The organism is Citrobacter sedlakii NBRC 105722, from assembly GCF_000759835.1.
GTDB classification, from domain to species: domain Bacteria; phylum Pseudomonadota; class Gammaproteobacteria; order Enterobacterales; family Enterobacteriaceae; genus Citrobacter_A; species Citrobacter_A sedlakii.
The window spans coordinates 160,980-184,911 of sequence record NZ_BBNB01000003.1 but is presented as its reverse complement, the minus strand read 5'-3'; the positions used below and the strand labels follow the sequence as shown (position 1 = coordinate 184,911).

Below are 23,932 nucleotides of genomic sequence, written 5' to 3'. Positions count from 1 at the left end.
CACAGCGCCGGATGCGCGCTTCATACACTTCTTTCAAACAGGACAGCGTTTATGACTAATCCTTTACTGACGCCCTTCGAGCTACCGCCGTTTTCCCAGATTCAGCCTGAGCATGTTGTTCCCGCCGTCACCAAAGCGCTGAACGACTGCCGTGAAAATGTGGAACGTGTGGTCGCGCAGGGCGCGCCGTACACCTGGGAAAATCTGTGTCAGCCGCTTGCCGAAGTTGATGATGTGCTGGGGCGCATTTTTTCGCCGGTTAGCCACCTGAACTCGGTGAAAAACAGCCCGGAACTGCGCGAAGCCTACGAACAAACGCTGCCGCTGCTGTCTGAATACAGCACCTGGGTAGGGCAACATGAAGGACTGTACAAAGCGTACCGCGACCTGCGCGACGGCGATCATTACGCCACTCTGAACACCGCGCAGAAAAAAGCGGTAGATAACGCCCTGCGTGATTTCGAGCTGTCCGGCATCGGCTTGCCGAAAGATAAACAACAACGCTACGGTGAAATCGCCACCCGTCTGTCCGAACTGGGCAACCAGTACAGCAACAATGTCCTCGACGCCACCATGGGCTGGACGAAGCTAATTACCGACGAAGCGGAGCTGGCGGGTATGCCGGAAAGCGCGCTGGCGGCGGCGAAAGCCCAGGCCGAAGCGAAAGAGCAGGACGGTTACCTGCTGACGCTGGATATTCCGAGCTATTTGCCGGTGATGACCTACTGCGACAACCAGACGCTGCGTGAAGAGATGTACCGCGCCTACAGCACCCGCGCTTCTGATCAGGGGCCAAACGCCGGAAAGTGGGACAACAGCCCGGTGATGGCGGAAATCCTCGCCCTGCGTCACGAACTGGCGCAACTGCTTGGCTTTGACAGCTACGCGGATAAATCCCTCGCCACTAAAATGGCAGAAAACCCACAGCAGGTGCTCGACTTCCTGACGGATCTGGCGAAACGCGCCCGTCCACAGGGCGAAAAAGAGCTGGCGCAACTGCGTGCCTTTGCCAAAGCGGAGTTTGGCGTTGATGAACTGCAGCCGTGGGACATCGCGTACTACAGCGAGAAGCAGAAACAGCATCTGTACAGCATCAGCGACGAGCAACTGCGTCCTTACTTCCCGGAAAACAAAGCCGTTAATGGCCTGTTTGAAGTGGTGAAACGCATTTACGGCATCACCGCTAAAGAGCGCAACGACGTGGACACCTGGCATCCGGACGTGCGTTTCTTCGAGCTGTATGATGAGAAAAACGTGCTGCGCGGCAGCTTCTACCTCGACCTGTACGCCCGCGAAAACAAACGCGGCGGGGCGTGGATGGACGACTGCGTCGGCCAGATGCGTAAAGCGGATGGTTCCCTGCAAAAACCGGTCGCCTATCTGACCTGTAACTTCAACCGTCCGGTGAACGGCAAACCTGCGCTGTTTACCCACGATGAAGTGATTACCCTGTTCCATGAGTTCGGTCACGGCCTGCATCACATGCTGACCCGTATTGAAACTGCCGGAGTTTCGGGGATTAGCGGCGTACCGTGGGATGCGGTCGAGCTGCCAAGCCAGTTTATGGAAAACTGGTGCTGGGAGCCGGACGCGCTGGCGTTCATCTCCGGTCACTTTGAGACCGGCGAGCCGCTGCCGAAAGCACTGCTGGATAAAATGCTGGCGGCGAAGAATTATCAGGCGGCGCTGTTCATCCTGCGCCAGCTGGAGTTCGGCCTGTTCGACTTCCGCCTGCATGCGGAATTTGACCCGCAGCAGGGGGCAAAGATCCTTGAAACGCTGGCAGAGATCAAAAAGCAGGTGGCCGTGGTGCCATCACCGCACTGGGGCCGCTTCCCGCACGCGTTTAGCCACATCTTCGCCGGCGGGTATGCGGCGGGGTATTACAGCTACCTGTGGGCAGACGTGCTGGCGGCAGATGCCTACTCCCGCTTTGAAGAAGAGGGGATTTTCAACCGCGAAACCGGACAGTCGTTCCTTGATAACATCCTGACCCGTGGCGGTTCTGAAGAGCCGATGGAACTGTTCAAACGCTTCCGTGGCCGCGAGCCGCAGCTGGACGCAATGCTGGAACATTATGGGATAAAAGGCTAATCCCGACGTGAAAATCTGCTTAGTTAATGAAACAGGCGCCGGAGACGGCGCCTTATCTGTTCTGGCGTCCCGCTGGGGACTGGAGCACGATGAAGACAACCTGATGGCGCTGGTGATGACTGCCGCGCATCTGGAACTGCGTAAGCGCGACGAACCCAAACTGGGCGGTATCTTCGTTGATTTTGTTAGCGGGGCGATGGCGCATCGGCGTAAGTTTGGCGGCGGTCGCGGCGAAGCGGTAGCGAAAGCGGTCGGCATTAAAGGCGACTATCTGCCCGACGTTGTTGACGCCACGGCGGGGTTAGGACGCGATGCGTTTGTGCTGGCCTCGGTGGGTTGCCGCGTGCGGATGCTGGAGCGTAACCCGGTGGTGGCGGCCTTACTCGACGATGGCCTGACGCGCGCCTATGCCGATCCGGAGATTGGCGGCTGGTTACAGGAACGCTTACAGTTGATCCACGCCTCCAGCCTGTCGGCGCTGACGGACATCACGCCGCGTCCGCAAGTGGTCTATCTCGACCCGATGTTTCCTCATAAGCAGAAAAGCGCGCTGGTGAAAAAAGAGATGCGGGTGTTTCAGTCGCTGGTGGGGCCGGATTTAGACGCCGACGGTCTGCTGGAACCGGCGCGCCAGCTCGCCACGAAACGTGTGGTGGTCAAGCGCCCGGATTATGCGCCGCCTCTGGCGAATATCGCCACTCCCAACGCGGTGGTGACCAAAGGGCATCGGTTTGATATTTATCCCGGGACGCCGTTGGACGCGTGACGAAGCCCCGGATGGCGCTTCTGCTTACACAAATGGTGCGTACGGATCCGCCATTTTAAACGCGGCTTCTTTTTCTGCTACCGGCGGGTAAATTAATTCGCGGGTGATCGACTGCTTCACTTTTTTCGCCTCTGCGCGCGTCAGTTTCACCTGCTGGTCCCATCCTTCGGTATAGACAGCACCCCAGGCGCCGAGATCCAGACAGGTGACATACATTTCCTGGCGATACGGTAGCGCTTCGATGCCGAGCAAATCGGCAGCGGCGTTATTACCCGCAAATTTGCCCAGCAAAATCGCGTGCTGGCAGGTCATGAGGGCGTGATTGCCTTTATCGTCGGTGGCTGCGTAGGCCACATCGCCAGTGGCGAAAATATGCTCGTGTCCATGCACCTGAAGTTTGCTGTTGACGTGCAGACGGCCCTGGCGATCGCGCGGCGCATCAATTTGCGCTGTCAGGGCGTTTGCCTGTACGCCAGCCGTCCAGATTACCGTTTGTGAAGGGATGGCGCGTCCATCTCTCAGCGTTACGCCGCTGGCATCGACTTTTTCAATCTCACTATTCACCAGCCATTCCACGCCAAGCTCAGCGGAAGCTTCGATGATAGTGTTTCGCAGGGCTTCGCTGTAGCGTGAGCCGGGCGTCGGTCCACGTTCAACTACGACTACTCTGGTCTTAGCATTCGCGCCGAGGATCTCACGCAGCCGTCCCGGTAGTTCCAGCGCCATCTCGATACCGGTAAAACCGCCCCCGCAAACGACAACGGTATTACGCGCGTCACTTTCCACCTGGCGCGGCAGTTCGTTCAGGTGCCGCTCCAGGACCGCGGCGCTCTCCAGTTGGTCCAGATCGAACGTATAAGTTTGTGCGCCCGGCACGAGTGAACGGTTGACGTGGCTTCCGCTGGCGAGAATCAGACGGTCATAGTGATGTAAGTGTGATTCACCGTTGGTGTCAGTCCAACTGACCTCCTTTGAGGCGGGCAGAATTTGAGTGACCGTTCCGCGCAGGAAATTTACGCCCGTAACGTCGAACAAAGGCTGTAAAGGGGCAACCAATGTTTCTAAGGCATTTTCATAGAAGCGGGGACGCACACGAAGCTCAGGCTGCGGGGCAATCACCGTAATATCAATAGACTGGCTGTCATTTTTATCCACCAGACGAGCGGCGCTCAGGGCTGCCCACATTCCGGCGAAACCCGCACCAACGATCAAAATTTGTTTACGCATTGCTTACCTGCTCCGTTAACACTGATTTATTTACTCGGATTTTATTGGTCGTAGTTTGAAAAAGCAACGCGAAAAATCATGACGGTCAATATTTAGTTATTATCCTCTTGATTAATAGTTGGTTATTTTTGCTATCATCGCTGCTATAAAGGGAGGGAGTGGAATGATAAGGGCGAAAAAGCTACAATAACTCAGAATTAATTTGGCTGAGATAAAGGCATGGCATTCTACAGTTCCGGGGTTGAGTATGGCATCCACAGCTTGATGTGTATGGTGGACAGCAAAGGCGATGCCCGCGATATGAGCGTGCGCGAAATAGCTGAGTTACAAAGCGTGCCGTATGACTACCTGGCTAAAATCTTTACCCGACTGTCGAAGGCGGGACTGGTGCGCAGCATAGAAGGAAAGGGGGGCGGTTTTCAGCTTGCCAGACCCGCCGAACACATTACCGTGCTGGATGTGGTTAATGCCATAGATGGCGACAAGCGTATTTTCGAATGTCGCGAGATCCGCCAACGTCTGGCAGTATTTGACGAGCAACCGCCGACGTGGGCCTGTGAAGGCATTTGTGGCGTGCGTTCAGTGATGGATATGGCGCAGCAGCGAATGGAAGAGGCATTGGGCCAACATACCATTCTCGATTTGGCGCGTAAAATGTACCGTAAAGCCCCGGATACATTTGTCGTCGAAGTGCAGGCGTGGATCGACGCGCGTAAAGGGTAAATCGGATGAATGGCCCGATGGCGTTGCGCTATCGGGCCTGGAGTCCGGTGCGGAAGGCGAGACAGGGCGAGGCTGCCCTCCGGCACAAGCAGTACGGTTACTTCTCGCTGTCCGGCGTATTGATCATCCGGTTCAGCCACGGCACCATCAGCGCCATCACCACCGTTACGCCCAGCGTCACCAGTCCGATTTTACTGAATACCCCGGTATAAATGGGCAGCGTCAGTAGCGGGTCGGTGATATTTTCCGGCACGGCGGTAAAGGTGGCCACGTAGCCGCCCAGCAGAAACGCCGCGGCCTGCGTCAGGAACCACATCCCCAGAATAAAGCCCATCAGGTGCTGCGGCACCAGCGCCGCGACCATCGCCAGCCCCAACGCGCTGATCAGCAGTTCGCCCAGACTCTGGAACAAATACACCAGTACGATAAACCACGGCGACGTCAGCCCCTGCGCGTCGGCAAACCACATGCCTGCGGCGGCGGCGGTTAAAAAGCCCAGCGAGCATAAAAACATTCCGAGGGTAAATTTCATTGGCATCGTCAGGTCTTTGCCTTTGCTGCCCAGACGGGTGTAGATCGCTGCCAGTACCGGGCTGGCGACGACTACCCAGAACGGGTTCAGCGCCTGGAAACTCACCGGGTTAATGGTGAAGCCGAGGATCTCATGGTGGACGTTATTAATGGCGAAAAAGTTCAGCGAGGTTGGCATCTGTGCGTAAAGAATGTAAAACAGCACCGCTTCAAGCATCAGGATAAACGCCACGAACATTTTGTTGCGCCCGGTTTTATCCAGCTTAAACGCCTGGCGGAAAAAGATAATCGTCACCGCGATGGACAGAACGATCAGCACCAGGTTGGCGACCTGTACGTTATGCATCAACCAGGCGCAGAGGAAAATCATCGCCACTGTGCCAATCAGCACAGACAGCAGATTCCGCATACTGAGCGGCCGATGGTCCGGCTCGGAGCCAATATTCTTTACCATCCCCCGGCAGGCGAAATAGACCAGCAGCGCGACAATCAGCCCCGCGCCGCACAGGTTATAGGTGACGGCATAGCCAAACTTTTCCGCAATCACGGGCGCCAGGGAAAGCGACAGCAGCGAACCGATGTTGATCGACATGTAAAACAGGGTGAAAGCGCCATCCAGACGCGGATCTTTCGGGGGATAACATTTCGAAAGCAGGCTCGCCGGGTTGGCTTTAAATAAGCCGTTGCCGACAGCGATGGTTCCGAGTGCGATAAATATCAGGTCGGGCTTCAGTAACGACATCCCGGTCATGAAGTAGCCGATTGCCAGTACAATCGCCCCCAGCACCAGCGTTCGCTTAGTGCCAAGCAGGTGATCGCCCACGTAACCGCCAATGGAGATCAGGCCGTAGACCAGCGCAGCGAAGGCGCCAAAGGTGATAAAGGCCTGTTCCTGCGAGAAGCCAAGCTGTTTGACGAAGAAAACGGCCAGGATGCCCTGAACGCCGTAATAGCCGAATCGTTCCCATAATTCGACAAAAAAGATCATGAAGAAGGGGCGGGGTTGTTGTAGCAAACCCGTCGGTGCAGATGTGTTCATATTTTTTCGCCTTTCGATGCCATCCCAAAAAGTATGACGCGTAAAACAAAACGCGCCGAAAATGTATGACTCTGTTATAGACTGCGGTCATTAACCGAATGAGTAGATTATTATACAGATAGATTTCGATCTAATTAGCTGATCACACTAATTATGTTTTGTGGGCTGGAATGATGTCCTGAGGGAGAAATAAAAACGCCCGCAAAAGCGGGCGTGGGATCTGGCAGGGAAAACTTACTCTTCTTCGTCGCGCAGAGGAACGATCAGCATGTCAACGTGAACGGTGTTGATCAACTGGCGCGCTGAAGACATCAGCTTGCTCCAGAAGTCCTGATGATGACCACATACCACCAGGTCCATGTCGTATTTCTTAATCGCGTCGACCAGCACCTGGCCCAGGTCGCCGCTACCGCTCAGGGTTTCAGTGATAGGGTAGCCTGCGTTGGTGGAAAGCTCGGTCAGCGCATGGTGAGTTTCTTCAGAAATGCGCTTTTGCATATCGCCCAGATTAACGTCAATCAGGCCGGTATAAAGGTCAGAGTAGTTTACATCTACGTGGATCAGGGAAACTTTTGCGTTGTACGGGCGCGCCATAGAGACCGCTTTTTCTACCAGCACTTTACTTTCCGGAGAAAGATCAACTGCGATGAGAATGTGTTTGTAAGCCATAGTATTACTCCTTCCATAAAGTTGTCGATGACCAGCCAGCTGGCGTTTCTTGTGCCGTCGCGTCACCCGCGTCCTGCGAACTATGCGATTTTGTCTACGCGGGGCCAGCTCAGCCGCGATGAATTGTTGAGACGATCCTTACAGTATAGCGACCAGGATAATCCGTCAATCCGCCTTGCTTACCAGTTAGTTAAACAAATTTTTGCGTTAATTGCATTGATAGTGATTAACCTTCTGGCAAAAAAATTAACTGATCTCCTACACTATTAATAAAGCCGCTCGGATTTTATGCACCATCGTGGGCGGTTTCGTCGTACTCTTTCATTGAACTGTCTGGCAAGTTTGGGGAGCGGTAGTCCCGGAGAGGATCTCCGTGGGCGGGTCGCCGGGGAGGTCGTATGATAAGCACCGTCGCATTGTTCTGGGCGTTATGTGTCGTATGCATTGTTAATATGGCGCGCTATTTCTCATCGTTACGCGCACTGTTAGTGGTACTTCGTGGTTGCGATCCTTTGCTTTACCAGTATGTGGATGGGGGCGGCTTTTTTACCTCGCACGGCCAGCCCAACAAGCAGGTGCGGCTGGTGTGGTATATCTACGCCCAGCGTTACCGCGATCACCATGATGATGAATTCATTCGCCGCTGTGAGCGGGTGCGCGGTCAGTTTATCCTGACCAGTGCGCTGTGCGGCCTGGTGGTCATCAGCCTTATCGCGTTGATGATTTGGCACTGAGCAAAAAAAAGCGGGCCAGTTTCCTGACCCGCCCGATACGGTTTATTTCGCATCCCCTTACCTGAAAGCGCTTCGCTTACCGGGCCAGAGTGCTTCGTTTATCTGTAGGCCGGATAAGGCGTTGCCGCCCTCCGGCACAGTGATGTTTAAATCAGCTTCAGCGAGATCCAGTACAGCGTACCGGAAAGCAGGATCGCGGCTGGCAGCGTGAAGACCCACGCCATCAGAATGCTGGTTACCGTTTTACGCTGCAAACCGCCGCCGTCAACCACCATCGTCCCCGCCACAGAGGAGGAGAGTACGTGGGTGGTGGAAACCGGCATACCGGTATAGCTGGCCAGACCGATAGAGACAGCCGCCGTCATCTGCGCGGACATCCCCTGTGCATAGGTCATGCCTTTCTTGCCAATCTTCTCACCGATAGTGGTCGCCACGCGGCGCCAGCCGATCATGGTACCAATACCCAGCGCCAGCGCGACCGCCATGATGATCCAGACAGGCGCATACTCAATGGTGCTCAGCATATCGGTTTTCAGTTTTTTCAGCAGACGCTGGTCGTCTGTGCTCACGCCTGGCAGCTTCGTCACCTTATCAGTGGTGTCGGAGATGCACAGCATGATGCGACGCAACTGGCTACGTTGCTCAACGCTCAGTTTGTCATAGCTTTCCACGTTGTTCGCCAGCATGGCCTTCGCACGCTCAAGCGCGTTGATGGTGTTTGCCGGGTGGCAGTGGAATTCCGTTGGCTGGGTGGCGACCGGTTCCGGGGAAGGAATCAACTGGTCGACGCCTGTCACTTTCTTCAGCAGGTCAGGGTGCTGCTGGAAGTAAGTTTCGACGTTATTGATCGCATCGCGGGTACGGGTAATTTCATAACCTGAGGCGTTCATATTCACCACGAAGCCCGCCGGAGCGACGCCAATCAGAACCAGCATCACCAGACCAATGCCTTTCTGACCATCGTTCGCGCCGTGAGAGAACGCCACGCCGATAGCGGAAAGAATCAGGGCGATACGGGTCCAGAACGGCGGCTTTTTCTTACCGTCTTTCTTTTCACGTTCCGCTGGCGTCAAGTGGATACGGGCGCGCTTTTTGGTGCCGCTCCAGTAACGACGCAGAATGAAAATCAGGCCGCCCGCGACCACCAGACCGACGATCGGCGAGACGATAAGCGAAGCAAAAATGCCGATAACTTTCGGGATGTTGAGCGCGTCGACAACTGACGTGCCGGTCATCAGGGCATTGGTTAAACCGATACCGATAATCGCGCCAATCAGCGTGTGGGAACTGGATGCAGGCAAGCCAAAGTACCAGGTGCCGAGGTTCCAGATGATCGCCGCAAGCAGCATGGAGAAGACCATCGCAAGTCCATGCGTGGAGCCCATGTTGAGTAGCAGGTCCGTTGGCAGCATATGCACGATGGCATAGGCTACGCTGAGTCCGCCCAGCAGCACACCTAAGAAGTTGAACAGCGCAGCCATCACCACCGCCAGCTGCGAACGCATCGCGCGGGTGTAGATAACGGTTGCGACTGCGTTGGCTGTATCATGGAAGCCATTGATCGCTTCGTAGAACAGCACAAAAGCCAGAGCAAGTAACAATAAAAGCCCGGTATGTAAATCCAGGCCAGCAAACAAATGTAGCATAGGACGTTACGCCATCTTGAGGACATGAACGCGGCGCATTATCAGTGACTTTGGCGGCGCGGGCAAAGTGAAATATAGACTTTTTTTGATTTAACGTCGGCATCCTGAGCTGCCTCTAAAGAATTATCTTATAGATTTCAGACAAATACTCCTTACTGAGGATTTTGGCGCTGGTGCGACCACTTAGATAACTTTACAATTCACGCCCGGTTTTGAGAGAGGAACGCAAAGTGGAAAGGTTTGATGCCGTTATTATAGGCGCTGGCGCGGCAGGTATGTTTTGTGCGGCGCAGGCAGGACAGGCGGGGGGCCGGGTGCTGCTTATCGATAACGGTAAGAAACCGGGTCGCAAGATCCTCATGTCCGGCGGCGGGCGCTGCAACTTTACTAACCTTTATGTTGAGCCTGCGGCCTATCTGAGCGAAAACCCGCATTTTTGCAAATCGGCGCTGGCGCGCTATACCCAGTGGGATTTCATCGATCTGGTCGGCAAGTACGGCATCGCATGGCACGAAAAAACGCTCGGACAGCTTTTTTGTGATGACTCCGCGCAGCAAATCGTCGACATGCTGGTGGCCGAATGTGAAAAAGGCAATGTTACCCTGCGGTTACGCAGCGAAGTGCTGAGCGTTACGCGGGACAACGACGGTTATACGCTGGCGCTGAATGGCATGAACGTTGGCGCAAAAAAACTGGTGATCGCCTCTGGCGGGCTGTCGATGCCGGGACTGGGCGCCACGCCGTTCGGTTATAAAATTGCCGAACAGTTTGGCCTGAAGGTGTTGCCGACGCGTGCAGGTCTGGTGCCTTTCACCCTGCATAAACCCCTGCTGGAGCAGCTTCAGGTGCTTTCCGGCGTTTCTGTGCCGTCAGTCATTACCGCCGAGGACGGCACCATCTTTCGCGAAAATCTGCTGTTCACTCATCGCGGTCTGTCAGGCCCGGCTGTTTTACAGATATCCAGCTTCTGGCAACCTGGCGAATTTGTTACCATTAATTTGCTGCCGGATGCCGACCCCGACACTTTCTTAAACGAGCAGCGCAGCGCACACCCCAATCAAAGCCTGAAAAATACGCTGGCGATGCTCCTGCCGAAGCGGCTGGTGGAATGTTTGCAGCAGCTTGGGCAAATCCCCGACGTTTCGCTTAAGCAGCTTAACGCGCGTGAGCAGCAGACGCTGGTCGACACCCTCACCGCGTGGCGTATACAGCCAAATGGCACTGAAGGTTACCGCACGGCGGAAGTGACGCTGGGCGGTGTCGATACCAACGAACTGTCATCGCGAACGATGGAAGCCCGTAACGTACCGGGGCTCTACTTCATTGGTGAAGTGATGGACGTGACCGGCTGGCTGGGCGGCTACAACTTCCAGTGGGCGTGGTCGAGCGCCTGGGCCTGCGCGCAGGACTTAACGTCTCATGAGGACGCTAAACGCTGATGCGATGTTCTTTAAGCTTACGCCACAATGTGGTGGGGCTTATTCCGAGCATTGTCGCGGCTTTGGTACGGTCGCCTGCCGTGGTTTCAATGACGCGGGTAATGAGCTGTTTTTCCTGTTTCTTAAGCAGGTTGGTAGCGTCCACCGTCATTTCGCTTGTGGGGAGGCGCGAAACCTCCTCCGGCGAAACGGAGGACATCTGGCACAACTGCTGAAGATCCGCTTTGCTCACCACATCCGTTTGTAATAACACAACGAGCCGATAAACCACCGCCTGCAGCTCACGAATGTTGCCCGGCCAGGTATACGCGTTTAAAAACGCCTGGGCTTCCGGGGTAAATATCAGCGTTTTGCCCTGCTGCGCCAGCAGGTGCTGCACGATCAGCATGACGTCGCCGGGGCGCTCGTGGAGCGCGGGCAACGCCAGTTCGAGAATGTTAATGCGGTACCAGAGATCCTGACGAAATTCACCCGCGTCGACCTGCGCCTTCAGCGGTTTATTACTGGCGGTAATAAGGCGGAAGTTGGCGGTAATCAACGAGTCGCCGCCGATCCGGGAAAACTGTTTTTCCTGTAATACGCGCAGCAATTTTACCTGCACCGATAACGGCGCTTCGCTGATTTCATCAATGAACACCGTGCCGTCTTTCGCCATTTCGAAAATGCCGGGTTTGCCGCCTTTACGGGCGTTGGTAAATGCGCCATCGGCATAGCCAAACAGTTCGCTTTCCAGCAGGCTTTCCGGAATGGCCGCGCAATTGATGGCGATAAAAGGACAATGGCTGCGTGCGCTATGGTTATGGATGCTCTGGGCGAAAAGCTCTTTCCCCGTCCCGGTAGCACCGGAGATATTGACCGGTAAATCATGTTGGGCGCACAGCTTTGCTTTCGCAATGACGTCAAGGATTTGCCGCGACTGGCCGATAATATCGTCAAAGTGATACGATGTGGTAAAGCCGCGCAGTTTGCTTTTTTTATTCGCCACGGAATGCCAGAGCGCATTATCCTGGCTTAAACCGGTGATAATCGAAAACGAGTGTCGACGGTTGGCAAAATGTTTGATCGAGACGTAGACCAGATTTCCGTTAATTTCCGTCGGCTGTTCCTTCAGGCTTATTTCATTAATAATGCTACCGTACAGATCTTTAAACGCCTCTTTTTTGAAGAGTTTATCGCCCGGATGGCACTGAAACAGGGTCATACCGGTGGCATTAACGCTAATGACTTCCCCCATCTGGTCAATACACATAATGCCTTCACGCGACTGATTCAGCGCCGACTGGCTCATTAGCAGTTTTGTGTTTTCCTGATTGATATATTTCAGCAGACTCCAGGCTTCGTTAATGGCTTGTTCGATGGAGATATTATCGGTATCGCCCATGACCGCATTTAAGCCGTACTTTTTCGCCATTTCAGCCACTGTCAGGCCGCCAATCACCAGTTGATAGTCATTTTCGGCCAGATTTTTAACCACGTTTTCAATATCATAATGGTTATAGACCTGGCAGATCTTGAACTCTTCGTTGGTCATATTTTGATAATGGCGCAGCGCATTACAAAACTGAGGGAAACCAATAGCGGCGATTTTCTGCGACTTGTGTTTGGCTTCCTGCAGGATGCGATAAACGCCGTGAAAATCATGGGCGATCTCGATAACCGGAATGGTCATATTGCTGCGCAACAGGGCGGCGGTGCCACCGCGGCTGATAATAATTTTTGTGCCGGCGCGAATCATCTCATCCGCTTTTTCCAGCACGTCAGAATAATGAAATTCGTATACGGGAATATCCAGCTTGCGTTCTATTAACACATTGGCGATGCGCTGAGTGATGGTGCTGGAAACAGAAAAGATAACAATCTCATTATTCTTCATTTATTCATCACTTACGGCTGGCGTCCTGATTTATAAAAAGAACCTTACACAAACCATTGTGTAAGGTTCAACAGGCAATGCTCAGAAATGAAGACGACGATAAACAATCTGACCGTTGCAGAGTGTGGCGCAGTTATCGATATACCGATCGCCCTCTATTTTTACGCCGCGGGTATCTTCAAAGACGATCCGCTCCTTGCGTAGCTTCACAAGGGAAATATCGGCAAACGCGCCAGGCTTTAACGTGCCGATGTCTCCTTCCATTTTCATCAGGCGGGCTGGCGTGGTGGTGACTGCGCGCAGGACGTCAAAAAATGACATGCCCATGTTGAGATATTTCGACATTACGTGCAGCAGGCTGTACACCTTATCCGTCCGCAGGCTATTTCTTTGCGTCAGGTCAGTGCTGATGATATCCGGGTAAAAACCTTGCTCCATCGCATTGCTGGCCACGTTGAAGTCAAAATGCGCCACCCCGTTGGAGCAGTCGAAAATCACGCCCCGCTTTTTGGCCTGTTTCACCGCCGGGTAAACTTCGCCCTGCGCGTTCAGTATCGAGTGACCCGTACCGTGGAAGCAGTGGGCGTATATATCGTTTGCCTGAAAATGACCTATCAGCTCATCGGCGGGCAGCAGGGCATCTGTAACATGAACGCAGAGGGAAGTGTTCAGCTCACGCGCCAGCGCGACGGTGGTAAGGAAAGGATCGCTGGAGTACGCTTTTCCCTTCGCAATATCCTGGCTGTAACGCAGCTTCAGACCAAGGATATTGTCGCTGTTTTCCGCCAGCGTCCGGGCAATGCGTTCCACGTTGTAATTCGCGGGATTGGTGTTTTCCAGATAACCGGTTGGCCCGCCCCCGAGCGTGGAAAGCCCGACGTTCACCACGTTGAGATAGCTTTTTATCTTTACCATTGAAGATGCGATCACGCTGTGACGAAACAACGCGTAGTTCACCCATCCGCTGCTTCCCGCATCCACCACGCTGGTGACGCCATTCGGCAGGCAGATAATATCCGGGTTCACGCTGATTGCCGTACCGCCATGAAACACATGGGCATGAAAGTCGATCAGACCCGGCAGGACGAGACAGCCAGCGGCATCGATCACCGTTTCCGCCTGGGTGGCGTCGACGTTATCCAGATCGACAATGCGGTTGCCAATAATCCCGATGCTGCGATTCAGGTATTCATTGCTTTCGACATCGGCAATCAGGCCATTTTTGATCAGAATATCCAGTTTCATTGCTATCTCCTTTAAATACCGATGAATTTCCAGTAAGGAATGCCGATCAGGAAGTAAACCAGAACGTTAATCACCACCATAATGGTACCTAACAGCCAGAAGGTTTTTTGCGGGACATAGCCGCTGGAGAAGGTAAAAACCCCCGCGCCGTTGCCGTAGTGGGTCAACAATGCGCCATAACCTGCTGAAAACGCTAAAGACAGCGCCACATACATCGGGTGCGCCTGGGTGGTCATGCCAAGAGTAAACAGCACCGGGTAGAACGAGACGACAAAAGCGCTGTTAGAGACGAAGAAGTAACGTACCGCGAGGCTGATAAACACCAGCACCGCGATGGCGCTGAATTCGCTCAGGTGCGACAAATCAAGATAGTTTTTGATGACGTCGACGAGGAAGACATAAAAACCGCCCTTTGACAGCGCCACCGCGCAGCCATAGAACGCGCCGTACCAGACAAAGGTTTGCCAGGCGGATTTCTCACTGACCACATCGTTCCAGCTTAAAACGCCAAACAGCAACAGACAGGCAAGGAAAGCCAGTCCCACAGGTATAAAGGCGATGCCGGTGAGCGAACCCGTCATCCAGCCCAGTACGCCGAGGATGAAAAAGACGATCAGCAGTTTTTCTTCCCGCTTCACCGGCCCCAGCTCACGCAGGCCTTTTTCAGCGATGTCGTTCACGTTGGCGATTGTTTTTAACTCTGGCGCGTAGATTTTATACAGGATCCATGGCGACAGCAGCAGAACCAGTCCGGCGGGCACGATGGCGGCCTTAAACCAGGTCATCCATTCCAGGTTGACCTTCATAATTTCGTTCGCCAGCGACACGGTAATTGAGTTGGTGGCCATCCCGGTCAGAAACAGGCTGGAGGTGCCCATTGAGACGACATACATCAGGATAGTCAGATAAGCGCCGATTTTGCGGCTGCCCTCATCCGGCTTTGAGCCCAGCGCTTCGGCAATGTTGCGGAAAATGGGGTAGGTGATGCCGCCGGAACGGGACATGTTTGAGCCGGTGGCGGGCGCGAGAACGGTATCGGTTACCATCATCAAATAGCCGAGCGTCAGGGTATTCTTCCCGTAACGCTTAAGCAGCATATAGGCGATGCGCTTGCCGAGGCCGGTGATCACAAACGCTTTGCAGATGATAAAGGCGCTGATAATAAACCAGACCATCGGACTGCCGAATCCGGCAAACAGCGGACCGGGATCGAGCACCAGAGACGCGAACCCCAGAATAATCAGCATGATCACCGCATCGGTAAACGGGCGCAGCACCAGGCCGCACAGCATTGCCAGATAAATCCCCACCATATGCCAGGTGGCGGCGGAAACGCCTTCAGGATTAGGTATTATCCAGAACAAGACCGGGAAAAAAATAATGGGTAAGAGTTTTAAATAAAGCATGTTAATTACCTTTGCTTTAAAGCCGCGGCTCATCAGGCGTCGCGGCGTTTTATTATTTATTCGTATTAACGGTAAGTGTCGTCGATGAACTCAACGCCTTTGTCTTCAAGCGTCTTCTTAACCCACTGACGGTTCGCGGCGCCGTTTTTAGCCGCTTCGACCTTACTTGCGTCAAATTTTGAATACTCTTTTGCTTTCGCCAGCAGCGCTTCGGCGTCGCCAAGCGGCACCACGATGACGCCATCGGCGTCGCCGACAATCAGGTCGCCGGGATTCACCGCCACACCGCCGACGGCGATCGGCGTATTCACTTCGCCCGGCCCTTCCTTAAAGGGGCCTGCCGGGTTTGCGCCGGTAGCAAAGAGCGGGAAGTCGAGGACGGAAAGCGCGTCGATATCACGGATGGGGCCGTCGAGCACAATTCCGGCGATTTTTTTGCAGCAGTGCGCGTAGGCCACCATGATCTCCCCCATCAGCGCGCGGGAGCGGTCGCCTTCATTAGAGACCACAATCACGTCGTTTTCCGTCGCCATATCCAGCGCCGCATGCAGCATCAGGTTATCCCCGGCGCGCGCTTTCACGGTGATAGCAAACCCTGCCATAATCGGCTTCTTCGGCGCGGAAATACGCTTTATGCCGTTGCCGAGTACCGCGATACGGTTCATGGTGTCGGCAATATTTGCCGCCGGAAGCTGTTCATACGCTTTGAGCAGTTCAGGATTGCCTTGCGGGCGTTGTAAAAAAATACGGTTGCCAATAGACATGTTTTTCTCCTTAAAAACCCGGAACCGGCCAGGACGGTTTTTTACCGGACAGGACTTCATCAATCCCGATGGCGGAATGCAGTGAAGCGCGATCGGTCGCTTCGATCGTGGCGGCGCCGATATGCGGCCCAATCACGATATTGCTCAGTGAAAAAATGGGATCGTTGGCGTCGAATGGCTCTTTTTTCAGCACATCGATGCCTGCGCCTGCGATGGTGTTACTGGTGAGCGCGTGATAAAGCGCTTTTTCATCCACCAGCTTGCCGCGCGCGGTGTTGATGAAATAGGCCGAAGGTTTCATCAGGGAGAACTGTTTTTCACCGACAAAATCGGTGGTTTCGGCGGTGGTCGGACAATGCAGCGAAACAAAGTCGCTCTCTTTAAAGATGCGTTCGAAGTCATCCGTCATCTGGACGCCCTGCGGCACTTGCTGCTGGGTTTTATACGGATCGTACGCAATGACTTTCATGTTGAAGCCGTGCAGGGCTTTCAGGGCCACGCGGGAGCCGATATTCCCCACCCCGATCAGGCCGAGCGTTTTGCCATCCAGCTCCACTTTGGGGGTACGCAGTTTGGCCCAGTAGTAATCTTCAAGCATCTTTTCTTCGACCAGCTTAAAGTTACGCGAGCAGTGCAACATGTAGAAAATCGTCAGTTCGGCAACCGACATGCTGTTGGCGATAGGCGCGTTAAGAACCACCACGCCGTGGCGTTTGGCTGATTCAAGATCGACAGTGTCGTAACCCGCGCCGTGACGTGCGACCACCTTCAGCTTTTTAGCCGCTTCAAAGACGCGATCGGACATTTTGGACAGGCGAACGATAATACCGTCGCAATCCGGGATATCGCGGATAATGTCCTCTTCTTCCATGCCTGAGCCGGTAATCAGCTCATAACCGCGGCTTTCCAGATATTCTCTCCCTTCTGCCATGATTTCCTGCGGGAGTAAAATTTTGTACGTCATTTAACTATCTCCAGTGTTGATTACACCGGTGATATTGCAGAGGGCGTGCCATAACCTTGCAGAACGCAGTGAATTTTTATAATGCATTGAAAATAATCTATTATTTTTTAAATGGGTGAGGCGGGTGAGAACTGTTCAGGTGATGTTCTTCACATTCTGGCTGGCCGCCGAAATAGCGATATTTGCAAAGTGAAAGGGGGGTGAAATGCAGAATGAAATCCGAAATGGAACGCGATCACATCGTCCATGCCAGCGCCCTGCGGCGCCAGAGTACGGCCTTCGTTCAGCCCGGGACAATGCAGGGCGATAAGTGAATTCCGTTACGGGCGTCATTGACAAGAATTACTGAATAGACTTATTAATCGCAGGTGTTAGTATCCTATTGATAGTAGTTATGAGTATGCGTGTTTCATTTACGGCCAGGATCGCTGATGATGACAACATTACTACCCGTTTTTCGCACTTCTCCATCATTCACTTTCCTTCACGGCACGCGTCGCGCTGACGCCCGGATGCCGCACGGCTACTTTCTCGCTTTCCTTCTTATCCCGGAAGGAAGATCCCGCTGAACGCGCGTTCGGTGGGTGTTGTAACACGCATGGTTTGCTGACAGGGATTATGGCGGGTCGATTATGGACAAGAGTAAACGTCATTTGGCGTGGTGGGTGGCAGGCGTGCTGGCGGTGGTCGCGGCGGCGGCGTGGTGGATGCTGCGCCCCGCTGGCGTGCCGGAGGGCTTTGCCGCCAGTAACGGCAGGATCGAGGCGACGGAAGTGGATATCGCCACCAAAATCGCCGGACGCATTGACGCTATTCTGGTGAAAGAGGGGCAGTTTGTTCGCCAGGGCGAGGTGCTGGCGAAGATGGATACCCGCGTGTTGCAGGAGCAACGGCTGGAAGCCATCGCGCAAATTAAAGAAGCGGAAAGCGCCGTTGCCGCCGCGCGGGCGCTTCTTGAGCAGCGCCAGAGCGAAACCCGCGCCGCGCAGTCGGTGGTGAAACAGCGTGAAGCCGAGCTGGCTTCGGTCTCTAATCGTCACCTTCGCTCACGCTCGCTTTCCCAGCGTGGCGCGGTGTCGGCGCAGCAACTGGATGACGATCGCGCCGCCGCCGAAAGCGCCCGCGCGGCGCTGGAGTCGGCAAAAGCGCAGGTCTCTGCCGCTAACGCGGCGATCGAGGCCGCGCGTACCAGCATCATTCAGGCGCAAACCCGCGTGGAAGCCGCGCAGGCCACCGAACGTCGCATCGTCGCCGACATTGAGGACAGTGAACTGAAAGCGCCGCGCGATGGCCGGGTGCAGTACCGGGTGGCGGAACCGGGCGAAGTACTGGCGGCGGGAGGTCGGGTGCTGAATATGGTCGATCTCAGCGATGTTTATATGACCTTTTTCCTGCCTACCGAACAGGCCGGACTGCTGAAGATTGGCGGCGAAGCGCGACTGGTGCTGGATGCCGCGCCGACGCTGCGTATTCCCGCCACCATTAGCTTTGTCGCCAGCGTCGCCCAGTTCACTCCGAAGACCGTTGAGACGAGCGATGAGCGACTGAAGCTGATGTTTCGCGTCAAGGCGCGTATCCCACCGGAACTGCTCGAACAGCATCTGGAATATGTGAAAACCGGGCTACCGGGAATGGCGTGGGTGAGGCTGGATGAAAAACTCCCGTGGCCTGAGTCGCTGGCAGTGAGGCTGCCGCAATGACGCATCTGGCGCAGGTTTCCGTACCTCCCGTGGCGCACCTTGACGGCGTGAGTCAGCATTACGGGGCTACGGTCGCGCTGAACAACATCACGCTGGACATTCCCGCCCGCTGCATGGTGGGGCTGATTGGCCCGGACGGGGTGGGAAAATCAAGCCTGCTGTCGCTGATTTCCGGCGCGCGGGCGATCGAACAGGGAAACGTGAGGGTGCTTGGCGGCGATATGCGCGACCCGAAGCACCGCCGCGAGGTGTGTCCGCGCATCGCCTGGATGCCGCAGGGACTGGGAAAAAACCTCTACCACACGCTGTCGGTGTATGAAAATGTCGACTTTTTTGCCCGCCTGTTTGGGCATAGCAAAGCCGAGCGCGAAGCGCGTATCAATGAACTGTTGAACAGCACCGGGCTGGCGCCGTTTCGCGACCGTCCCGCCGGAAAACTGTCGGGCGGCATGAAGCAAAAGCTGGGACTGTGCTGCGCCCTGATCCACGACCCGCAGTTATTGATTCTCGACGAGCCGACCACCGGCGTTGATCCGCTTTCCCGCGCGCAGTTCTGGGACCTTATCGACAGCATTCGCCAGCGTCAGACCAACATGAGCGTGCTGGTCGCGACGGCCTATATGGAAGAGGCTGAACGTTTTGACTGGCTGGTGGCAATGAACGCGGGTGAGGTGTTGGCAACCGGCAGCGCGCAGGCGTTGCGCGAGCAAACCGCCAGCGATTCGCTGGAGCAGGCGTTTATCGCCCTTTTACCCGAGGCGCAGCGGCAGGCCCACAAACCGGTGACTATCCCGCCGTATGACGCGGAACAGGCGGAAATTGCGATAGAGGCGAAAGCGTTGACTATGCGCTTTGGCAATTTCGTCGCTGTCGATCACGTTAACTTCCGCATTCCGCGCGGCGAGATTTTTGGCTTTCTCGGTTCGAACGGCTGCGGGAAATCCACCACCATGAAAATGCTGACCGGGTTGCTGCCCGCAAGCGAAGGCGAAGCGTGGCTGTTTGGTCAACCGGTCGATCCGAAGGATATCGAAACTCGCCGCCGCGTCGGCTATATGTCGCAAGCCTTTTCACTCTACAGCGAGTTGACGGTGCGGCAAAATCTGGAGCTGCACGCCCGCCTTTTTCATATACCGCAAGCGGAGATCCCGGCGCGGGTCAATGAGATGAGCAAACGCTTTATGCTCACCGAAGTGGAAGACATCCTGCCGACGTCGCTCCCGCTCGGCATTCGTCAACGCCTGTCGCTGGCCGTGGCGGTGATCCATCGCCCGGAAATGCTGATCCTTGACGAACCGACTTCCGGCGTCGATCCGGTCGCCAGGGATATGTTCTGGCAACTGATGGTCGATTTATCCCGTCGCGACAAAGTGACCATTTTTATCTCCACCCACTTTATGAACGAGGCGGAGCGTTGCGACCGCATGTCGCTGATGCACGCCGGGAAAGTGCTGGCCAGCGGCACACCGCGGGAACTGGTAGAACGGCGCGGCGCCGCCACGCTGGAAGACGCGTTTATTGCCTGGCTGGCGGAAGCGTCGGGTCCGGCCCCGACGCCGGACGCGTCGTTGCCGCTGAAGATGACGCATGAACAGGAAAAACCGCCGCGCCAGGGCTTCAGCCTGCGCCGTCTGTTCAGCTATAGCCGTCGCGAAGCGCTGGAGCTGCGTCGCGATCCGGTTCGTTCAACGCTGGCGCTGATGGGGACGGTGATCCTGATGCTGATCATGGGTTACGGCATCAGCATGGACGTTGAAAACCTGCGCTTTGCGGTGCTCGACCGCGACCAGACAGTCAGCAGCCAGGCGTGGACGCTCAACCTGTCCGGTTCCCGTTATTTTATTGAACAACCACCGCTTACCAGTTATGACGATCTCGACCGGCGAATGCGCGCGGGTGAAGTGGCGGTAGCGATTGAAATTCCGCCTGATTTTGGCCGCGACATTGCCCGCGGCACGCCGGTGGACATTGGCGTATGGGTTGATGGCGCGATGCCGAGCCGCGCCGAGACGGTGAAAGGTTATGTACAGGCGATGCACCAAAGCTGGCTGCAGGAGGTGGCGGGCCGCCAGCCAACGCCCGTAACGCAGTCCGGTTTACTGACCATCGAAACCCGCTATCGCTATAACCCGGACGTGAAAAGTCTGCCCGCTATTGTTCCGGCGGTGATCCCGTTGCTATTAATGATGATCCCTTCCATGCTCAGCGCGCTGAGCGTGGTACGGGAAAAAGAGCTCGGGTCAATCATCAACCTGTACGTAACGCCGACCACCCGCAGCGAATTTCTGCTCGGCAAACAGCTGCCGTATATCGCGCTGGGGATGCTCAATTTTCTGCTGCTCTGCGCGCTGTCGGTGTTCGTGTTTGGCGTTCCGCATAAGGGCAGTTTTCTGACGCTCAGCCTCGCGGCGCTGCTATATGTCACCATCGCCACCGGCATGGGTCTGCTGATTTCTACGTTTATGAAAAGCCAGATTGCGGCAATTTTCGGTACGTCCATTATCACGCTGATCCCGGCCACCCAGTTTTCAGGAATGATCGATCCGGTGGCTTCGCTGGAAGGTCCAGGCCGGTGGATTGGCGAGATCTACCCGACCAGCCATTTTCTGACGATCGCCCGCGGAACATTTTCGAAAGCGCTGGATCTCGCCGATCTCTGGCCGCAGTTCCTGCCGCTGCTGGTGGCCATTCCGCTGGTGTTGGGACTGAGCATTCTGCTGCTGAAAAAACAGGAGGGGTAATGCGCCGGTTACGCAATATTTTCAATTTGGGCATTAAAGAGTTACGCAGCCTGCTGGGTGATAAAGCGATGCTGACGCTGATCGTTTTCGCGTTTACCGTCTCGGTATACTCCTCCGCCACCGTACTGCCCGGTTCGCTGCATCTGGCGCCGATTGCGATTGCCGACATGGATCAATCGCCGTTGTCGAATCGCATCGTGAACAGCTTTTATCGCCCGTGGTTTTTACCGCCGGAAATGATCACCGCTGACGAAATGGACGCCGGGCTGGACGCGGGTCGCTACACCTTTGCGGTGAACATTCCGCCCAATTTTCAGCGCGACGTGCTGGCCGGACGGCAACCGGATATTCAGGTCAACGTTGACGCCACGCGGATGAGCCAGGCGTTTACCGGCAACAGCTATATTCAAAATATCATTAACGGCGAGGTGAACAGTTTTGTCGCCCGTTATCGCGACAACAGCGAGCCGCCGGTCTCACTGGAGACGCGAATGCGTTTTAACCCGAACCTTGACCCGGCGTGGTTTGGCGGCGTAATGGCGATTATTAACAACATCACCATGCTGGCGATTGTGTTGACCGGCTCGGCGCTGATCCGTGAACGTGAACACGGCACCATTGAACACCTGCTGGTGATGCCGATTACGCCGTTTGAGATCATGATGGCGAAGGTCTGGTCGATGGGGCTGGTGGTGCTGGTGGTTTCTGGCCTGTCGCTGCTGCTGATGGTGAAAGGCGTGCTCGGCGTGCCGATCGAAGGTTCGATCCCGTTGTTTATGCTGGGCGTAGCGCTGAGCCTGTTCGCCACCACTTCCATTGGTATCTTTATGGGCACGCTGGCGCGTTCCATGCCGCAACTGGGCCTGCTAATGATTCTGGTGCTGTTGCCGTTACAGATGCTTTCCGGCGGTTCGACGCCGCGCGAAAGTATGCCGGAGGCGGTCCAGGACATCATGCTGACCATGCCAACCACCCATTTTGTCTCGCTGGCGCAGGCGATTCTCTATCGCGGTGCGGGGTTTGGCATCGTGTGGCCGCAGTTCCTCACCCTGCTGGCTATTGGCAGCGCCTTCTTCCTGATCGCCTTGTTCCGCTTCCGGAAAACGATCGGCACGATGGCGTAATCCGGCCTGCGGTCGCGAACTGCGCCAGGCCGGAGAAGCGCAGCGCACCCGGTAGCGGAGGCTTGACTTCACTTTATGCTGTCATAAAATTGACGTCAAAGGATGAAGTCAAAAAGGGAATGTTATGAGGCAGCAGGTGTTATCCTTGCGGAAAAAGCAAAGGAATACGCTGGAGCAACTCTTTAAAACGCCTGTACCACAAGCAATAAAGTGGTTAGACATAGAGTCTCTGGTCAAAGCGTTAGGCGGTGAAATTAAAGAAGGACGCGGCTCTCGATGCAAATTCTTATTAAACAATAGTATTGCTTGTTTTCACCGACCGCATCCTTCACCGGATACAGATAAAGGCGCAGTGGAGAGTGTGCGCGACTGGCTAATAAGCATAGGGGTTAAACCATGATCAAACCTAAAACGCCAAACGCAATGGAAATCGCGGGGCATCCTGCCGTGATTCATTATGTGCCTGAACTAAACGCGTTTCGCGGTAAATTCCTTGGGTTATCGGGTCATTGCGATTTTGTCTCAGACAGCATTCAGGGTTTACAGGAAGAGGGCGAAATCTCTTTAAACGAATATCTTGCGGATTGCCGGGAAGCGGGAATCGAACCTTATGCACATACGGAAAAAATGAAAACGTTTACGCTTCGCTATCCGGAATCTTTTGGCGAACGCTTAAGTTCCGCAGCGGCGGAAGAACAGGTGTCCGTCAATACCTGGATTATCGATACCCTTAGTGAACGTTTGAAACAGGCTTAATGCCTGAGCCGGCCTGCGGTCGCGAACTGCGCCAGGCCGGAGAAGCGCAGCGCACTCGATCTTTTGCCGGATGCGGCGACGTTATTCTTCTTTTGGCAGGCACTGCAAATGGCCGTGGCGCACGCCGCGCTGGGCGATGACATCGTCGGCGAAATGCTGCACGTCGCCCATGTCGCCTTTCAACACCGCGATCTCCAGGCAATCGTCATGATTAATATGCACATGCAGGGTGGCAACGGAAAGGTCGTGGTGATGGTGCTGCGTGGAAACAATCCGGCTGGCTAAGTCGCGTTTTTCATGTTCGTACACATAGGAAAGCACCGCGAAGCCTTGGGTGCCGTGTTCCTGCGTGGTTTCCTGCGCCAGCGCGCCGCGCAGGATATCGCGGATCGCTTCGGAACGGTTGTGATAGCCCCGGCGCTGACTCAGGCTGTCCAGCGTCTCCAGGAGATCGTCATCGAGGGTAATGGTGACTCGTTGCATCTGTTATA

Annotated in this window: 20 protein-coding genes; 10 read left to right on the top strand and 10 right to left on the bottom strand. The window is 55.1% G+C overall.

What is annotated here, in order from left to right; genetic code table 11:
• Positions 1-51: 51 nt before the first annotated feature.
• Together prlC and rsmJ are read left to right on the top strand one after the other, a co-directional pair.
• Entirely contained in the window at positions 52-2,094 is a 2,043-nt protein-coding gene (gene prlC, locus CSE01S_RS08330; protein WP_042286700.1) for an oligopeptidase A, read from the top strand.
• Between the two features lie 7 nt (positions 2,095-2,101).
• Complete coding sequence (gene rsmJ, locus CSE01S_RS08325; RefSeq protein ID WP_042286698.1) at positions 2,102-2,860, top strand: 16S rRNA (guanine(1516)-N(2))-methyltransferase RsmJ; 759 nt, start codon at positions 2,102-2,104, stop codon at positions 2,858-2,860.
• 24 nt (positions 2,861-2,884) lie between these two features.
• Here rsmJ and CSE01S_RS08320 read toward each other — a convergent pair whose 3' ends face one another.
• Positions 2,885-4,087, bottom strand: a complete 1,203-nt coding sequence (locus tag CSE01S_RS08320; RefSeq protein WP_042286694.1) for an NAD(P)/FAD-dependent oxidoreductase — start codon at positions 4,085-4,087, stop codon at positions 2,885-2,887.
• A gap of 219 nt (positions 4,088-4,306) precedes the next feature.
• Between CSE01S_RS08320 and CSE01S_RS08315 the strand changes: the two genes are divergently transcribed.
• Positions 4,307-4,810 (top strand): RrF2 family transcriptional regulator, encoded by a 504-nt coding sequence (locus CSE01S_RS08315; RefSeq protein ID WP_042286691.1) that lies wholly within the window; start codon positions 4,307-4,309, stop codon positions 4,808-4,810.
• Between the two features lie 97 nt (positions 4,811-4,907).
• On the opposite strand, the gene dtpB is transcribed toward CSE01S_RS08315, so the two are convergent.
• Positions 4,908-6,380, bottom strand: coding sequence for a dipeptide/tripeptide permease DtpB (dtpB, locus tag CSE01S_RS08310; protein WP_042286688.1), 1,473 nt, complete (start codon positions 6,378-6,380; stop codon positions 4,908-4,910).
• A gap of 234 nt (positions 6,381-6,614) precedes the next feature.
• A complete protein-coding gene (uspA, locus tag CSE01S_RS08305) occupies positions 6,615-7,049 on the bottom strand; it encodes a universal stress protein UspA (RefSeq protein ID WP_000323571.1) in 435 nt (144 codons plus the stop codon).
• Positions 7,050-7,447: 398 nt separating this feature from the next.
• Between uspA and uspB the strand changes: the two genes are divergently transcribed.
• Entirely contained in the window at positions 7,448-7,783 is a 336-nt protein-coding gene (gene uspB / locus CSE01S_RS08295) for a universal stress protein UspB (RefSeq protein WP_042286682.1), read from the top strand.
• Positions 7,784-7,929: 146 nt separating this feature from the next.
• Here the strand turns inward: uspB and pitA are convergent, their stop codons facing one another.
• Positions 7,930-9,429 (bottom strand): inorganic phosphate transporter PitA, encoded by a 1,500-nt coding sequence (pitA, locus tag CSE01S_RS08290; RefSeq protein WP_042286680.1) that lies wholly within the window; start codon positions 9,427-9,429, stop codon positions 7,930-7,932.
• A gap of 230 nt (positions 9,430-9,659) precedes the next feature.
• Between pitA and CSE01S_RS08285 the strand changes: the two genes are divergently transcribed.
• Entirely contained in the window at positions 9,660-10,868 is a 1,209-nt protein-coding gene (locus CSE01S_RS08285) for a BaiN/RdsA family NAD(P)/FAD-dependent oxidoreductase (RefSeq protein WP_042286678.1), read from the top strand.
• On the opposite strand, the gene CSE01S_RS08280 is transcribed toward CSE01S_RS08285, so the two are convergent.
• From CSE01S_RS08280 to CSE01S_RS08260, 5 genes are all read right to left on the bottom strand, one after another.
• Positions 10,858-12,741 carry a sigma-54-dependent Fis family transcriptional regulator gene (locus CSE01S_RS08280; RefSeq protein WP_042286676.1) on the bottom strand — a complete coding sequence of 628 codons (1,884 nt, stop codon included), beginning with the start codon at positions 12,739-12,741 and terminating at the stop codon, positions 10,858-10,860. The two genes, CSE01S_RS08285 and CSE01S_RS08280, sit on opposite strands and share 11 nt — an antisense overlap.
• A gap of 81 nt (positions 12,742-12,822) precedes the next feature.
• Complete coding sequence (locus CSE01S_RS08275; protein WP_042286672.1) at positions 12,823-13,986, bottom strand: metallo-dependent hydrolase; 1,164 nt, start codon at positions 13,984-13,986, stop codon at positions 12,823-12,825.
• An 11-nt stretch (positions 13,987-13,997) separates the two neighbouring features.
• A complete protein-coding gene (locus CSE01S_RS08270) occupies positions 13,998-15,392 on the bottom strand; it encodes a DASS family sodium-coupled anion symporter (RefSeq protein ID WP_042286947.1) in 1,395 nt (464 codons plus the stop codon).
• A 65-nt stretch (positions 15,393-15,457) separates the two neighbouring features.
• Positions 15,458-16,156: an RraA family protein gene (locus CSE01S_RS08265; RefSeq protein ID WP_042286670.1), complete on the bottom strand. Its 699-nt coding sequence runs from the start codon at positions 16,154-16,156 to the stop codon at positions 15,458-15,460.
• Positions 16,157-16,166: 10 nt separating this feature from the next.
• A complete protein-coding gene (locus CSE01S_RS08260; protein ID WP_042286667.1) occupies positions 16,167-17,120 on the bottom strand; it encodes a hydroxyacid dehydrogenase in 954 nt (317 codons plus the stop codon).
• Positions 17,121-17,752: 632 nt separating this feature from the next.
• On the opposite strand from CSE01S_RS08260, the gene CSE01S_RS08255 reads away from it, so the two are divergent.
• The 5 genes from CSE01S_RS08255 to CSE01S_RS08235 all read left to right on the top strand — a co-directional run bounded on the left by CSE01S_RS08255 (position 17,753) and on the right by CSE01S_RS08235 (position 23,441).
• Positions 17,753-18,820 (top strand): HlyD family secretion protein, encoded by a 1,068-nt coding sequence (locus CSE01S_RS08255; protein WP_042286665.1) that lies wholly within the window; start codon positions 17,753-17,755, stop codon positions 18,818-18,820.
• Positions 18,817-21,561: a ribosome-associated ATPase/putative transporter RbbA gene (gene rbbA / locus CSE01S_RS08250; protein ID WP_042286662.1), complete on the top strand. Its 2,745-nt coding sequence runs from the start codon at positions 18,817-18,819 to the stop codon at positions 21,559-21,561. Before CSE01S_RS08255 ends, rbbA begins: the two co-directional genes overlap by 4 nt.
• Complete coding sequence (locus CSE01S_RS08245) at positions 21,561-22,685, top strand: ABC transporter permease (protein ID WP_042286658.1); 1,125 nt, start codon at positions 21,561-21,563, stop codon at positions 22,683-22,685. Before rbbA ends, CSE01S_RS08245 begins: the two co-directional genes overlap by 1 nt.
• A 124-nt stretch (positions 22,686-22,809) precedes the next feature.
• Positions 22,810-23,085 (top strand): type II toxin-antitoxin system HicA family toxin, encoded by a 276-nt coding sequence (locus tag CSE01S_RS08240; protein WP_042286656.1) that lies wholly within the window; start codon positions 22,810-22,812, stop codon positions 23,083-23,085.
• Positions 23,082-23,441 (top strand): type II toxin-antitoxin system HicB family antitoxin, encoded by a 360-nt coding sequence (locus CSE01S_RS08235; RefSeq protein WP_042286652.1) that lies wholly within the window; start codon positions 23,082-23,084, stop codon positions 23,439-23,441. Before CSE01S_RS08240 ends, CSE01S_RS08235 begins: the two co-directional genes overlap by 4 nt.
• Positions 23,442-23,522: 81 nt before the next feature.
• Here CSE01S_RS08235 and nikR read toward each other — a convergent pair whose 3' ends face one another.
• A complete protein-coding gene (gene nikR, locus CSE01S_RS08230) occupies positions 23,523-23,924 on the bottom strand; it encodes a nickel-responsive transcriptional regulator NikR (protein WP_042286649.1) in 402 nt (133 codons plus the stop codon).
• Between the last annotated feature and the right edge of the window lie 8 nt (positions 23,925-23,932).

Bases quoted from the DNA above. Each gene is read 5' to 3' on its own strand.
- prlC (WP_042286700.1), top strand. From the start codon at position 52: ATGACTAATCCTTTACTGACGCCCTTCGAGCTACCGCCGTTTTCCCAG.
- CSE01S_RS08320 (WP_042286694.1), bottom strand. From the start codon at position 4,087: ATGCGTAAACAAATTTTGATCGTTGGTGCGGGTTTCGCCGGAATGTGG.
- CSE01S_RS08315 (WP_042286691.1), top strand. From the start codon at position 4,307: ATGGCATTCTACAGTTCCGGGGTTGAGTATGGCATCCACAGCTTGATG.
- dtpB (WP_042286688.1), bottom strand. From the start codon at position 6,380: ATGAACACATCTGCACCGACGGGTTTGCTACAACAACCCCGCCCCTTC.
- uspA (WP_000323571.1), bottom strand. From the start codon at position 7,049: ATGGCTTACAAACACATTCTCATCGCAGTTGATCTTTCTCCGGAAAGT.
- uspB (WP_042286682.1), top strand. From the start codon at position 7,448: ATGATAAGCACCGTCGCATTGTTCTGGGCGTTATGTGTCGTATGCATT.
- pitA (WP_042286680.1), bottom strand. From the start codon at position 9,429: ATGCTACATTTGTTTGCTGGCCTGGATTTACATACCGGGCTTTTATTG.
- CSE01S_RS08280 (WP_042286676.1), bottom strand. From the start codon at position 12,741: ATGAAGAATAATGAGATTGTTATCTTTTCTGTTTCCAGCACCATCACT.
- CSE01S_RS08275 (WP_042286672.1), bottom strand. From the start codon at position 13,986: ATGAAACTGGATATTCTGATCAAAAATGGCCTGATTGCCGATGTCGAA.
- CSE01S_RS08270 (WP_042286947.1), bottom strand. From the start codon at position 15,392: ATGCTTTATTTAAAACTCTTACCCATTATTTTTTTCCCGGTCTTGTTC.
- CSE01S_RS08265 (WP_042286670.1), bottom strand. From the start codon at position 16,156: ATGTCTATTGGCAACCGTATTTTTTTACAACGCCCGCAAGGCAATCCT.
- CSE01S_RS08260 (WP_042286667.1), bottom strand. From the start codon at position 17,120: ATGACGTACAAAATTTTACTCCCGCAGGAAATCATGGCAGAAGGGAGA.
- CSE01S_RS08255 (WP_042286665.1), top strand. From the start codon at position 17,753: ATGGACAAGAGTAAACGTCATTTGGCGTGGTGGGTGGCAGGCGTGCTG.
- rbbA (WP_042286662.1), top strand. From the start codon at position 18,817: ATGACGCATCTGGCGCAGGTTTCCGTACCTCCCGTGGCGCACCTTGAC.
- CSE01S_RS08245 (WP_042286658.1), top strand. From the start codon at position 21,561: ATGCGCCGGTTACGCAATATTTTCAATTTGGGCATTAAAGAGTTACGC.
- CSE01S_RS08240 (WP_042286656.1), top strand. From the start codon at position 22,810: ATGAGGCAGCAGGTGTTATCCTTGCGGAAAAAGCAAAGGAATACGCTG.
- CSE01S_RS08235 (WP_042286652.1), top strand. From the start codon at position 23,082: ATGATCAAACCTAAAACGCCAAACGCAATGGAAATCGCGGGGCATCCT.
- nikR (WP_042286649.1), bottom strand. From the start codon at position 23,924: ATGCAACGAGTCACCATTACCCTCGATGACGATCTCCTGGAGACGCTG.